This window comes from Clostridium magnum DSM 2767 (genome assembly GCF_001623875.1).
In the GTDB taxonomy this organism is placed as follows: domain Bacteria; phylum Bacillota; class Clostridia; order Clostridiales; family Clostridiaceae; genus Clostridium_AM; species Clostridium_AM magnum.
In genome coordinates, this window is the sequence record NZ_LWAE01000005.1 from 14,959 (window position 1) to 27,913 (window position 12,955).

The 12,955-nt window shown below is 31.4% G+C and carries 15 protein-coding genes; 11 read left to right on the forward strand and 4 right to left on the reverse strand.

Features of this window, described 5'->3' with window-relative positions; all coding sequences use genetic code 11:
* Positions 1-1,917 carry a ribosomal protection-like ABC-F family protein gene (gene abc-f / locus CLMAG_RS19020; protein ID WP_066626331.1) on the forward strand — a complete coding sequence of 639 codons (1,917 nt, stop codon included), beginning with the start codon at positions 1-3 and terminating at the stop codon, positions 1,915-1,917.
* A 140-nt stretch (positions 1,918-2,057) separates the two neighbouring features.
* Here the strand turns inward: abc-f and CLMAG_RS19025 are convergent, their stop codons facing one another.
* The gene (locus tag CLMAG_RS19025) at positions 2,058-2,483 is read right to left on the reverse strand and encodes a PNPOx family protein (protein WP_066626332.1); all 426 of its coding nucleotides are present in this window, start codon (positions 2,481-2,483) and stop codon (positions 2,058-2,060) included.
* Between the two features lie 556 nt (positions 2,484-3,039).
* Here CLMAG_RS19025 and CLMAG_RS19030 point away from each other — a divergent pair.
* From CLMAG_RS19030 to CLMAG_RS19040, 3 genes are all read left to right on the forward strand, one after another.
* Positions 3,040-3,519, forward strand: coding sequence for a DUF6144 family protein (locus CLMAG_RS19030; RefSeq protein ID WP_242873084.1), 480 nt, complete (start codon positions 3,040-3,042; stop codon positions 3,517-3,519).
* Positions 3,520-3,637: 118 nt separating this feature from the next.
* Complete coding sequence (locus CLMAG_RS19035; protein ID WP_066626334.1) at positions 3,638-3,976, forward strand: winged helix-turn-helix transcriptional regulator; 339 nt, start codon at positions 3,638-3,640, stop codon at positions 3,974-3,976.
* Between the two features lie 221 nt (positions 3,977-4,197).
* Positions 4,198-4,704 carry a cysteine hydrolase family protein gene (locus CLMAG_RS19040; protein ID WP_066626335.1) on the forward strand — a complete coding sequence of 169 codons (507 nt, stop codon included), beginning with the start codon at positions 4,198-4,200 and terminating at the stop codon, positions 4,702-4,704.
* Between the two features lie 43 nt (positions 4,705-4,747).
* Here CLMAG_RS19040 and CLMAG_RS33265 read toward each other — a convergent pair whose 3' ends face one another.
* A complete protein-coding gene (locus CLMAG_RS33265; protein ID WP_175562187.1) occupies positions 4,748-4,918 on the reverse strand; it encodes a hypothetical protein in 171 nt (56 codons plus the stop codon).
* A 268-nt stretch (positions 4,919-5,186) separates the two neighbouring features.
* Between CLMAG_RS33265 and CLMAG_RS19045 the strand changes: the two genes are divergently transcribed.
* On the forward strand, positions 5,187-5,891 hold the full coding sequence (locus tag CLMAG_RS19045; RefSeq protein ID WP_066626338.1) for an MBL fold metallo-hydrolase: 705 nt from the start codon (positions 5,187-5,189) through the stop codon (positions 5,889-5,891).
* On the opposite strand, the gene CLMAG_RS19050 is transcribed toward CLMAG_RS19045, so the two are convergent.
* Complete coding sequence (locus tag CLMAG_RS19050) at positions 5,888-6,238, reverse strand: hypothetical protein (RefSeq protein WP_066626340.1); 351 nt, start codon at positions 6,236-6,238, stop codon at positions 5,888-5,890. The genes CLMAG_RS19045 and CLMAG_RS19050 overlap by 4 nt on opposite strands.
* 254 nt (positions 6,239-6,492) lie before the next feature.
* On the opposite strand from CLMAG_RS19050, the gene CLMAG_RS19055 reads away from it, so the two are divergent.
* Positions 6,493-6,939, forward strand: coding sequence for an MBL fold metallo-hydrolase (locus CLMAG_RS19055; RefSeq protein ID WP_066626342.1), 447 nt, complete (start codon positions 6,493-6,495; stop codon positions 6,937-6,939).
* A gap of 128 nt (positions 6,940-7,067) precedes the next feature.
* Here the strand turns inward: CLMAG_RS19055 and CLMAG_RS19060 are convergent, their stop codons facing one another.
* The gene (locus CLMAG_RS19060) at positions 7,068-7,748 is read right to left on the reverse strand and encodes a pseudouridine synthase (RefSeq protein ID WP_066626343.1); all 681 of its coding nucleotides are present in this window, start codon (positions 7,746-7,748) and stop codon (positions 7,068-7,070) included.
* Between the two features lie 159 nt (positions 7,749-7,907).
* On the opposite strand from CLMAG_RS19060, the gene CLMAG_RS19065 reads away from it, so the two are divergent.
* The 5 genes from CLMAG_RS19065 to CLMAG_RS19085 all read left to right on the forward strand — a co-directional run bounded on the left by CLMAG_RS19065 (position 7,908) and on the right by CLMAG_RS19085 (position 12,770).
* Positions 7,908-8,195, forward strand: coding sequence for a hypothetical protein (locus CLMAG_RS19065; protein ID WP_066626344.1), 288 nt, complete (start codon positions 7,908-7,910; stop codon positions 8,193-8,195).
* Between the two features lie 246 nt (positions 8,196-8,441).
* Positions 8,442-8,990 (forward strand): hypothetical protein, encoded by a 549-nt coding sequence (locus tag CLMAG_RS19070; protein ID WP_066626347.1) that lies wholly within the window; start codon positions 8,442-8,444, stop codon positions 8,988-8,990.
* Positions 8,991-9,116: 126 nt separating this feature from the next.
* On the forward strand, positions 9,117-10,850 hold the full coding sequence (locus CLMAG_RS19075; RefSeq protein WP_066626348.1) for a cell wall-binding repeat-containing protein: 1,734 nt from the start codon (positions 9,117-9,119) through the stop codon (positions 10,848-10,850).
* A gap of 314 nt (positions 10,851-11,164) precedes the next feature.
* Positions 11,165-11,836 carry a response regulator transcription factor gene (locus CLMAG_RS19080; protein ID WP_341420682.1) on the forward strand — a complete coding sequence of 224 codons (672 nt, stop codon included), beginning with the start codon at positions 11,165-11,167 and terminating at the stop codon, positions 11,834-11,836.
* A 1-nt stretch (position 11,837) separates the two neighbouring features.
* Positions 11,838-12,770 (forward strand): sensor histidine kinase, encoded by a 933-nt coding sequence (locus tag CLMAG_RS19085; RefSeq protein ID WP_066626350.1) that lies wholly within the window; start codon positions 11,838-11,840, stop codon positions 12,768-12,770.
* Positions 12,771-12,955 lie beyond the last annotated feature (185 nt).

Sequence of the window (12,955 nt, forward strand, 5' to 3'; positions counted from 1 at the left end):
ATGCTAGTTAAAATTACAAATGGTTGCGTTGCTTTTGGCACAAATACAATATTGTCTAATATTGATTTTCAAATAAACGAAGGGGAAAAGGTTGCTTTAGTTGGACGAAACGGATGCGGAAAGACAACTCTTCTTAAGTTGATTTCCGGTGAATATGAGCTTTCAAAGCTTGATAATGGTGAAACATCCTCCATTATTACAGCGAGAAATATAACTATCGGTTACCTTAAGCAGATTACCTTTGAGGATGAAACTATTACCCTTGAGGATGAAGTGAAAAAAGCTTACAAAGAAATATCTGACATAGAAGTTAGGATGGAAAAACTTCTTAGTGAGATGGAGAGTGACTCAAATAGTTCTGTAATTAAGAAATATTCAGAATTACAGGAAAGATATAATCTGCTTGGAGGATATACCTATAAGAAAGAATATGAGGTTGCTATTAAGCAGTTTGGATTTACTGATGAAGATAAAGCAAAGGCTCTTTCAGAGTTTTCTGGAGGACAGCGCACTAAAATTGCTTTTATCAAGCTTTTGCTCAGTAAGCCGGATTTATTGGTATTGGATGAACCTACTAACCATCTTGATATTAATGCTATTGAATGGCTTGAAGAATATTTAAAGGAATATAAAAAGGCAGTTCTTATAGTTGCCCATGACAGGGAATTTTTGGATAAAATTGTGAGCTCAGTTTATGAGATTGAACGAGGAAAAATGGCAAAATATACTGGGAATTACTCTGCATTTGCTGAAAAGAAGCGTCTTGAATGGGAAATACAGCAAAAGAAGCATATTGAACAGCAAAAAGAAATTGCTCATTTAAGCGGACTTGTTGACCGTTTTCGTTATAAAGCTACCAAAGCGGCTATGGCACAATCTAAAATAAAGCAGCTTGACCGTATGGATATTGTGGAAGTCCCTGAGCTAGCTGATACAAAGAGCTTTTATGCGGATTTCGAACCCGAGTACCAAAGTGTTCAATTGGTATTGTCAGCAAAGGATTTGAAAATAGGCTATAGTAAAATACTTTCAACAGTTTCACTGAATATAACCCGTGGTGAAAAAATTGGGATTATCGGCGGCAACGGATTAGGTAAATCTACTTTTTTAAAAACCATTGTTGGTGCCATGCCTCAACTTGGAGGTACGTATTCCTTTGGGGACAAGGTTAAAATCGGATATTTTGACCAGCATATGGCACAGTATAAAAGTGATAAAACTGTACTGGATGAATATTGGGATGAGTTTCCTGATTTAACTCAGACAGAGGTCCGTAGCGCTCTTGGAGCTTTTCTTTTTACACAGGAGGATGTATTTAAACCGGTTAATGCTCTTTCTGGTGGGGAAAAGGTACGTTTGGAATTGTGCAAAATATTAAAACGCAGACCAAACTTTCTGATCCTTGATGAACCTACAAATCATATGGATATAATAGGCAAGGAAACATTGGAGAAAATGCTTAAAGACTATACCGGTACGCTGCTTTTCGTTTCTCATGATAGATATTTTGTGAAACAGATTGCTTCATCAGTTCTGGTATTTGATAATGGTAATGTGGACTACTACCCTTTTGGATATGAGGATTATTTGGAGAAGGCAGCAAAGAAATTTGTTGATAAAGAAACAATTGTAGTTAAAGAGAAGAGTCAAAAGAAAAAATTTACAACACCTGGTAAGGAAAAGGCTAAAATAGAGGCACGGATAAAAAAACTTGAAGTATTACTTGAGGAATGTGATGAAAAAATTGCAAAACTTCAAGAAGAGATTCAATCAGAAGAGGTTATTTCAGATTATGTAAGACTAACGGAGCTTCAAGAGGAACTTATGGCACAGGAAGAGATGAATATGAGCTATTTAGAAGAGTGGGGCGAATTGCAGGATAGATTAGCAGAAGGTAGTTTTGGATGCGGATCATAATTTTTCTGATAAGATAACATCCCTTACAAAGGAGAAAATTAAAATAAAGCAAAAAGCCATGATCTAGTGCTCTAGACCATGGTTTTCTTATTGATATTTATATTCCAATAAATGTATAGTATATGTGTTAAGTTCTAATCTTATAACGCATATTTTTTAGAATCATTGCTTGTGAATGATTTTACAAGGCCGTAGATTAAGTTATCTTCTTCAATTCCCTCCAGATGCAATACATCCAATACTTCTACAATCATACAATTGCTTGCACCATCTATTAATATGGCAGAATCATTTATTGTATATTTGATATTTATAAACTTATCAGTATCATCAGAATGGTTAAGACCTAATGCATCTACTATATCCTGTTGATCTTCATTTAATGCACTAACTCCTATAATATCACCCTTACAAATATTTTTTCCAGTTATACTTTGGGCACCTAATAACATTAAAATCTTGTCATAGTCTGCCTGCATTGCCCATGCGCATATCATACCGTATTTTTTTTCGTTTTTTATGAAGCTAACGGCATTAGCTCCATACTTAAAAGCACTAAGTTCCATTTTTTATCTCCTTAAAATCTTTTTTTATTAAGCTCAATTGTGTTGACACCATACTGAGCAAGGTTTCCTTGAGGTGGTTGACATAATTTCAAGATAAATGCAATCGATGGTAAGTACTCCAAACTAAGCATTTCTTTATTTTCATTATACCAAATTATATAGCAAGAAAAAACTGTCCGTTACACTTCTAGTTTTTCCAAGAGGTTCGGACCATCTTATAAAACTTGGTAACGAAGTGAACAAATTCTGCTTTTTGTTATAAATAGTGCTGTAATTAGGATTTTTTTATCGTGGTTAACAAACCCAATATTATGTTAAGTGGAATAAAAGTAAACAATTAAACTATTTCAAATAATTACATATATTGAAAAATAGAAAATAAAACAATATAATTATTTATATATAACGGATTAAAGATTTCACATTAAATATGGGATAACAGCAGAAAGCAATGGGTGGTATGTATTATGATCACAAACGAATTGGTAATCAAAAGTATTGATTATATCATGCAACATTTAGACGAAGAGATTTCAATTGAAGATGTTGCAGATTATTGTCATTAGAAATAGTATATGGAAAAGATGAAACTGCAAGAACAGAGGATAATCCTACATGGGTAAAGTCAACAATGAAGAGATTAGAAAACCATTTTGATAATCTGACTATTAAGCAAATAAGAATGTACTGCCAGTGCGGATATGGAATGGATGAGAAATTAGAACTTGTGAAAGGTCTGGTAGAATCATCTTCTAACATGGAGGAATTCGGAAATTCAGATAAGGCAAAAGCAGCAGGTTTGTACTCAGAAAAAGGAGAACTATATCTTCAAGTTCATTTTTGTCCATGCCCAATGCTTGCAGACATGGATAGATTAGATACAAATACCTGGTGTCAGTGTACAACGGGGTATAGTAAAGTCCTTTTTGAAAAAGCCTTCGAGTGTAAGGTAGATGTGGAGTTGCTAAAAAGTATAAAAATGGGTGATGAGAAGTGTCTTATGAAAATAATTCCACAAGGGACTATATGGAAATAAAATACCATAGAAAATAATATTATTTATCATAATAATTGAAAGGTTATTTTGAATATTATAGAATTATTCTGTGAAAACAAAATTAAAAATCAGAATTAATTTTATAAGGAGAATTAATATGAAGCTTCGTAAAGAATATACTTGTCCGTTAGAAATTACACACGATATATTAAAAGGCAAGTGGAAAACGGTTATTCTTTGGCAATTAAAATATCATGGCAAAACATCCTTAGCTCAGTTGGAAAAGGACATAAAGGGAATAAGCCAAAAGATGTTATTGCAGCAACTAAATGAGTTAAGAGAATTTGGGTTGGTAGATAAAATACAGTATCAAGGTTATCCTCTTAAGGTAGAGTATTTCTTGACAGAAGGCAGGGGCCATAGAATAATAAAGGCTTTAGAAATTATGCAGGAAGTAGGTCGAGAGTATTTAAATGAGCAAATTAATAAACATTAATGCTAACTAAAGTATTAATGTTTTTTTATGTAATTTAACTTCAATATGTATTATACATAATACACACAAAAAAGTGGGTAATTTTACAATAGAATAATCCATGCTATTATTAATACAACAAATGTTCATGAACTAGTTATAATAATAAAATTTGAATGATTTAGATGGAATAGTATACTTTCCAAAACATTAAATGAAGTTAAATTCAGGAGGTTATAAAAATGAAAAAAGCTCTTATAGTTATTGATATACAAAATGATTACTTTGCAAATGGAAAATTCTCTCTATGGAATGCCGAAAACACTTTAAATAATGTAGAAAAAGCTATTGAAAAAGCAGATGCCAATAATATCCCTGTAATTTTAATTCAACATATCGCAGGTAGTAGCTCACCATTTTTTAATGAAGGCACAGAAGGAGTAGAAATTCATCCAAGAATATTAAAAGCTGCTCCAAATGCAAAGAAAGTTATTAAGACATTTGCAGATAGCTTTCATAAGACAAATTTAGAGGAAGTATTATTAGAGCTTGGAGTAGAAGAAATTCTTGTATGTGGAATGATGACACAAAATTGTGTTGTTTTCACGGCTATTTCTAAAGAAGCAGAAAAGTATAGTGTAAAGATACTATCCGATTGTTGTACAACTGTAAGTGAGCCTTTACACTTAATTGCACTCCAAGGAGTTTCAACACGTGTAGAACTATTAAACTATAATGAGGCTATATAGAAAGTTGGTAAATTACACCAAAATTAAGAGTATTATAGATATATCAAATCTGTGATGATGCTGCTGAAGGAGTAGATGCAGCAGTTATAAGTGGATGATTTACTGTAGCTTTTTTTGCAAAGTTAGGTACAAAAGGTTGTTCCAGGGTAATTTCATTTAACTCAAACATAAATAAGAGTTTGTGCTCTACTGGAAGGTATCTGTTGATACCCATCTTTATGCCTTTAACCTTTGTAATGAATAGATATTGTTTTTTTTCACAACGTCTTCACTTACTTTTGGAAGGTTGATAATATTATCAGATAAGTCATAAGATTTAATGCTTGGCGGTTGCGCTATCCCTTTCATCTTATCAGTTTTTATATTTTTGTGGTATACTTTATTACGATTAGAAGATAGTGTAGAGTGAAATGTAAAAAACTTTTCACAGCAACTAACAAGGAAGAACAGGCTGTTATTGAAAAATAGAAAGAGGTAATTTTATGGGAAATATAATTATTTTAAATATAAGTTTCAAGTTTGGTAATACAGAAGATGTTATTCATCCTGTAATTTTAAAGGATGATAATGAAATGATACTGGTTGATTGCGGGTATACAGGGTTTATGTCTGTTATTGAAGATGCCATTAAAGCAGAAAATTTGGATTGTAATCAACTTACAAAAATTCTAATTACACATCATGACCATGACCATATGGGTGCATTGGCAGATTTTAAAGCAAAATATTCTAATATAAAAATTGTTGCAAGTGAAATTGAAGCTCCTTATATTACAGGAGAAAAGAAATCATTACGATTAGAACAAGCAGAGGCACTTCAAAGTACTTTAAGTGATGACCAGAAAGCATTTGGAAAAGCTTTTTGTGAGATTATAAGAAATGTTAAACCTGTTAAAGTTGATATAGTAGTACATGATGGTGAAGTTATGGACTGGTGTGGAGGTTGTGAAATAGTTGCTACTCCAGGACACACTCCAGGACATATATCTCTGTATTTAAAGAATAAAAAAACTATTATAGCAGGTGATGCTGCTGTATTAGAAAATAATCAGCTAGTTATTGCAAATCCTCAATTTACTTTGGATATAGATAATGCAAATAGATCTATATCCAAAGTATTAAGTTACCATGCTGAAACTTTTATTTGTTATCATGGAGGAATATATAAACGATCCGAGAACAATTAAATCTCAAGATGAAGTAAATTCCTGAACAATTTTATGATGCAATACTTGAACATTGCATCATAAATGTATGGGCCAACCATAGCTATTTTATCCAAATAAACTCTAAAGACTATACGAGCGTCCAGATTATTATCTACTCCGTATGCTTTTCCTAAAGGATTCCCTGTGCTGTAAGGTATGATAACAACATTGTCTTCATCAGTCTTTCTTGCCATTTTATATACATAATAATATCCATAAACATTAACAGCCCGCAATATAGCATTGTAATTATCAGGAATGGCGATAGTTAAATCCTCATCATTTGCATAATTAGTGAATTGTCTAGATAAGTCAGAGTTATACATTGGTGTATTAACTCGGTAAGGTCATAAGTACATTTTGCAGATATCACAAGGTGGTAAACTATACATTGGAGTGTTAGAGTAGTAAGGATATGTCTTATGGGTATAACATTAAATACTTGTACAATAAAAAAATCAGAAAAATGCTTCACTTGGACCTAACTCCAAGTGATAAACTTAGGGAAATCACAAAACAAATTCAAGGATTGTTTTTGTAAAAGTTATAAAAGTATATAAAAAAAACATTGGGAGAAAAGATGAAAAAGATGATTTTATATTTATTCAGTATTCTACTTATATTATGTGTTGGTGCTATATTGTTTATAAACTTACACCCAGCTTTTGGGGGGAAGCAAACCAAAGAACAAAAAGAGACCTATAGACATTTGGATAATTATGTTGATGGAAAATTTGTTAATGCAATTACCACCAGTATGTTTACGCGTTCATCAGATTCTGCATCTGTGTTTAATAATTCCAGTACAAATGCTAAAGACCGCAATCCCGCAGCTGAAATTCAAGTTTCAACTATTGATTGGAACAAAATTAAAAGTGAAAAAGATAGTTTGACTTGGCTTGGACACTCTGCATTTCTAATTAGTATTGATAATAAAAAGATACTTCTAATCGACCCTCAGATTGGTGAGACTGTCATATTAGATTCAGACCTACACCTTACTGATTCTTTATGGTGGGATTTCTAAATGCTTTCAATTAGGAACAGTTTGCTTAGCTGATATTATAGGATGCTATAATATCAGATTCATATCATTTCATAGTATCAATGGAGCTTTATCTAAAATTGATATAGATGAAACCTATTTTTAATAAACTAAAAGTGCTTTATTTCGAGCACTTCTTCCTCTGTGAGTTCACGCCACTTACCAATATCTATTCCATGAATATTTATATTAATAATTCGGATACGTTCTAAGCGTGTAACTGTATATCCAAAGGTTTTGCTCATTCTGCGAATTTGTCTATTTAGTCCCTGGGTAAGAACAATACGAAAAGTATCTTCATTAACCCGAGTTACTTTACAAGGTTTCGTTTTAACTCCACAAATTTCAACACCCCTAGACATCCCTTCTATGAAAAAATCATCAAAAGGCTTATTGACGGTAACTAAATATTCTTTTTCATGTTCATTTTTAGATTCTAAAATCTTATTTGCAAACTCTCCATCATTTGTTAGAAATATTAATCCTTGGGAGGCCTTATCTAACCTTCCAACAGGAAAAACATATTCTGGATAGTCTAAAAAATCTATTATATTAGTCTGAACTTCTTTTGAAGCAGTACAGGTAATACCTACAGGTTTATTTAAGGCTATATATTTTTTGTCTTTTACTGGAATAGGTTTATTATCAATAAGAATAATATCGGTTTCTTCTACCCACTGACCAGGCTGAGGAAGTTGCCCATTTACTGTTATTCTATTTTGCTCAATAAGCCTATTGGTTTCTCTTCTTGAACAAAAACTAAGATTACTAAGAAGTTTATTTATTCTCATTTTTTTATGTTATCCTTTCATAAATGCATTAGTTAAGAATAGTTCTATTATACAACAAATTTTTAAGTTTTTGTGGTATACTTTATTAGGATTAGAAGATAGTGTAGAGTGAGATGTAAAAAAACTTTACAACAAAAATCAGAATGAAAGAGGTAAAGGATGTCAAAAATATTGAAATATTCGAAAAAACAATTGGAGAAAACACTAAAAGATTTCATAAAGAAAGAAAAGGTAGAGTCTAATGATATATCTGAGTGGATAAGAGTCATAAATGACTTTATATATGAATTTGGATTAAAGTCTGAAGTGAATGAAGGGGATAAACTTTCCATAACAACTAACAAGGAAGAGCAGGCTGTAATTGAAAAAATGATGTTTGCACTTGAAGGTTCAAAAACTTCTTTGAATTATATTTTTGATGGTAATATTACTTATATAGAAGAATAGGCATAAAGATATATAGTGAGAAAAAATTCAAATGTATTATATTGAAGTATTTAGAGCAATGTAACAGCTGCTCTTTTTTTATACCCCAAATTCAATGACCAATGTAGTAGCAAATTCGCTTAGTTATCTTTGTCTAAAAATACCTGCTGATAAATTAAGTTTGAATATTGTGTAAAAGAAGGTGTTTATGGGAATATGTAGAATATAAATTTTATGTAGAAATAGTAGTAAAGGTGGTAATTAAAGATGAAAATGCAAACTCAAATTTTTTTTAAAGCTTTAGATGAATGGGATCAATCTACTCATGGAAAGGAAGAGGACGAGCTTAAAAGAAGAGTATTCTCCTTATTGTATAAGCTTGGGGGACACTATCAATTAAAATGGAATAAGGAGGAAGCGATTAATAGCCTCAAAGAAAGAGTAGAGTATATAATTAATGAGTGCAAAATTGATGAAGATTTTGTAATTATGGGATTAGTAAACTTATTCGATAACCAACTAAAATATGAACTTCATCATTTAGGGGAGGCTATACTAACAAACGAACGTATGTTGAATATGGATTTACAAAAGCTTAAAGATAGGATAGATCCGGAGGAACTGAAATTAATTGAGGAAGAACTTAATTCACCTGACTTTGAGCATCCATCACAAAAAGCTTTAAATAGATTAAAGTCTCGTGAATACATTAGTAATTGTAAAATTAATATCCAACAATGGGAGATAATAAAGGGAAAATATTTTAATCAGCTTAATAGAGAATTATGGGAAGAGGCTAGAATGTTTCATAGCTAGAAAAGAAGCAATGAATAGTTAGACTTGGGTCATTTCCAAAAGTTACATGTATTACTGGACTTGTAAGCGAAGTATGAACACTATATAATTAACCTGAGAAAAATATTATACCTTAGGGGGATTTATATGTATAAAAAAAGGACTTTATGTACCTTTAGTACATTACTATTAAGTACAGTATTATTACTACCAACTCAGGTTGATGCTGCATCATTAAGCAAAAGATTATCTGGGAGTAATAGATATGAAACTGGCTCTAAAATTGTACAAGAAGGATGGACAAGTAGTGACTATGCTGTAGTAGCAAGTGGGGAAGGTTTTGCAGACGCACTTTGCGCAGCACCTTTAGCTAAAAAATATAATGCTCCAATTTTGCTTACAGGAAAAGAGACTCTAGATTCAAATACAAAGGGTGAATTGATAAGACTTAATGTAAAAAATGTATTTATAGTAGGTGGAACTGGGGTTTTATCTGATAACATTAAGGATGAACTTGAGAGTATGAACATTACCACTACTAGAGTATATGGTCAGAATAGGTTTGAAACATCGCTGCAAGTGGCTAAAAGTTTAGGGGCTACTAGTGGTGTAGTAGTAACAAATGGATTTGGATTTGCAGATGCATTATCAATAGCTCCAGTTGCAGCACAAAATGGGATGCCAATACTACTAACAGACAAGGATGATTTATCATCAGCAGTTAAGGAGTTCTTGGGTAACAGTTCTTATAGTGAAAGCTATATAGTTGGTGGAAGTGGCGTTGTAAGTGATAAAATTGCGTCACAGCTGAAGAATAATATAAGACTTGGAGGAAGCAGTAGATATGGCACAAATTCAGCTGTATTAAATCACTTTGCTGACAAGTTTAGTTATGATAAAGTTTATGTTGCATCAGGTGAAAATTATCCAGATGCTTTATCAGGAAGTGTATTAGCAGCATCAAGTAACTCTCCTCTAATTTTAGTAGGAAGTACTATTGATTCTTCAGTAATGTCTTCAATAAAAGCTCAACATGATAAATATAACAATATAATAGCTTTAGGTGGTACTGCAGTAGTTACAGATACATTAGCAAATTATGTTGTCAGTGGAGTTGCTGCTGTAGAAAATAATAATGAAGAAACTACTGAAACTGTTAATCAACAGTTTCCAGTTACAATTGATCAACTGCCAATTGATATTACTATTAGAAACCCTGACAGCATTGGGAATGTCTATATGAATGCTACGTATAAGAATAATTCTGGAAAAAATATAGTTGGATTCACAGCAACTGTTCTGTTAAAGGATAGCAACGAAAAAACTTATCTAACAAGTGATGACACTGTACTTCCTGGAGAAACATCTCCAAATTTTGATGGTTTTGGTCCTAAAACACTAAATAAAGATGATATAGAAATTTTAGAGTATGAAATCACAATAGCTAATGCTGATGGAAGTGAAACATACATTAGCTATGATTGTAAGCTTAAATCATATGATATAGATACTTATGAAACAACAGACACAATAAGTACACTACCTTTGACGATTGAGCAGTTACCAATTGATGTTATTATTAAAAATCCTGACAGCATTGGGAATGTCTATATGAATGCTACGTACAAGAATAACTCTGAAAAGAATATAATTGGATTCACAGCAACTGTTTTGCTAAAGGACACCAATGAAAAAACTTATCTATCAAATTATGATACTGTGCTTCCTGGAGAAACATCTTCAAACTTTGATACTTTTGGTCCTAAAACACTAAATAAAGATGATATACAGTTCTTGAAATATGAAATTATAATTGCTAATGCTGATGGAAGTGAAACATATCTCACATACGATTGTAAACTTAAAACGTACAAGCAATAATAAGAAAAAATCTTTCCTTATTAGATTAATAAGTGTTTGTAGAAAAGCATATATGATTTAGTTATGAAAAACTGGCGTCACTTAGTGATGCCAGTTTTTTATATATCTATTTTTCAATTATTGGTAGAAATAACTGTCGCTGTAGATGTTATGAATAGAGCAGTGTAAGATGAGATATATGTTGACTATATTAAAGTTTAGCACTAAAATAACTTTGTTGAACGGTTGGTAGCTGAAATGGATTTATTAGGAAGTTTTTATTTCTGCAATGAGCTTGAAAAAAGGGGTGACGGATTATTTATAAATTATTATTAATAGAAGATGATTTAGAGATTTCAGAACTTGTGAATAAGCATCTCACAGGCGAAGGATTTGATGTACTAACAGTAAATGATGGTGAAAAGGCTTTACAGGCTTTTTACAACAATACTTTTGATTTAGTTCTGCTAGATTTAATGCTACCTAAGGTCAGTGGAAAGGAAATACTAAAGAGAATAAGAGAATCTAGTTCTGTACCTGTACTTATTGTTTCTGCAAAGGATTCTGAAATTGATAAAATTTTAGGATTGGAGTTGGGTGCTGATGATTATATAGCCAAGCCCTTTTCTGTACTTGAGCTAACAGCAAGAATATCTGCAATCTTTAGAAGGATAGGTTATTATATTAAAGAAGAAAATAGTATTAAATCAATCTCAAGAGGTCCATTTACACTTAACTTTGATAACTATCAGATCCTAAAAGGTGAAGAGAATATAGGTTTGACTGCAAAGGAATTTGAAATATTAAAGTTATTTTTTCAAAATCCTAAAAAGGTATTTACTAAAGCACAAATATTTGCCAGCGTTTGGAAAGATGATTTTATTAATGATGATAACACCGTTACAGTGCAGATAAGAAGATTGAGAGAAAAAATTGAAGAAGATCCTTCCAATCCAACATATATAAAGACTGTTTGGGGAATTGGTTATAGATTAGGAGATATATAGTATGATTAATTTTCTGGTGGTTATTGTAATTATTCTAACTTTTATATTTTTATTAACTAAAATACATATGAAAAACAAAGACATATCTTTCATAATAAGTTCTTTAAGTAAAGTTTCTTTTGAAAGTGTAAATGATAGGATTAGATTAGTAACAAGTGATAAAAGTATAAAGAACTTATGTATAGAAATTAATGGTTTTATTTCAAAATTTTATAAGCTAAAGGTCAGTGAAACTGAATCAAAAGAAGCCATGAAAAAGATGATTTCTAATATATCTCACGATTTAAGAACACCTATGACAGTTATGCTTGGATATATTGATCAACTTAACTATAATTCTTCGCTAACTGAAAAAGAAAAGAAAGAATATTTGATAAAACTAGAAAAAAAGGTTTACGAAACTATAAGCCTTATGAATGAATTTTTTTCTCTTTCTAAATTAGAATCAGGAGATGAAGTTATTAATATAGAGGAATTAAATGTTTCAGAGATTGTGAAAAAAAGTATATTGAGTTTTTATGAAACTCTTGAAGCCAATAAAATTGATGTAGAAGTTGATATTCCGGAAAAGGATATAAGGGCTTTAGGAAATGAAGAAGCTATTACAAGAGTGTTAAACAATCTTATAACTAATTCAATAAAATATGGGTCCGATGGCAAGGTAATAGGAATAAAACTTTATGAAGAAAATGATTTAGTATGGATAGAGCAGTGGGATAAGGGTAAAGGTATATCAGAATCAGAAAAGAATAAGGTGTTTGAGAGATTGTATACACTAGATGAATCAAGAAACAAAGATTATCAGGGAAGCGGATTAGGACTTACTATTGTTCAAACACTAATAAATAAAATGAATGGAGAAATATATTTGAAAAGTATTCCTTATGAGAAAACTGTATTCAAGTTCTATCTAAAAAACAGTAGAACTTTATAAATTAATTGTATTATTTTCAATGATGTAAGTTTTCATATGTAAGAATTTTGTAATACTTATTTTATGAAGTGGAAGCTTGAATCAGATGGGGTTTCAAACCCCACCTGATTCTTAGTTGAACGAATCCAGGAACGTAGCCGCTCGCAACGTACTCTTTAAGAAAAGCAGAGAGCACAAATCTCTGA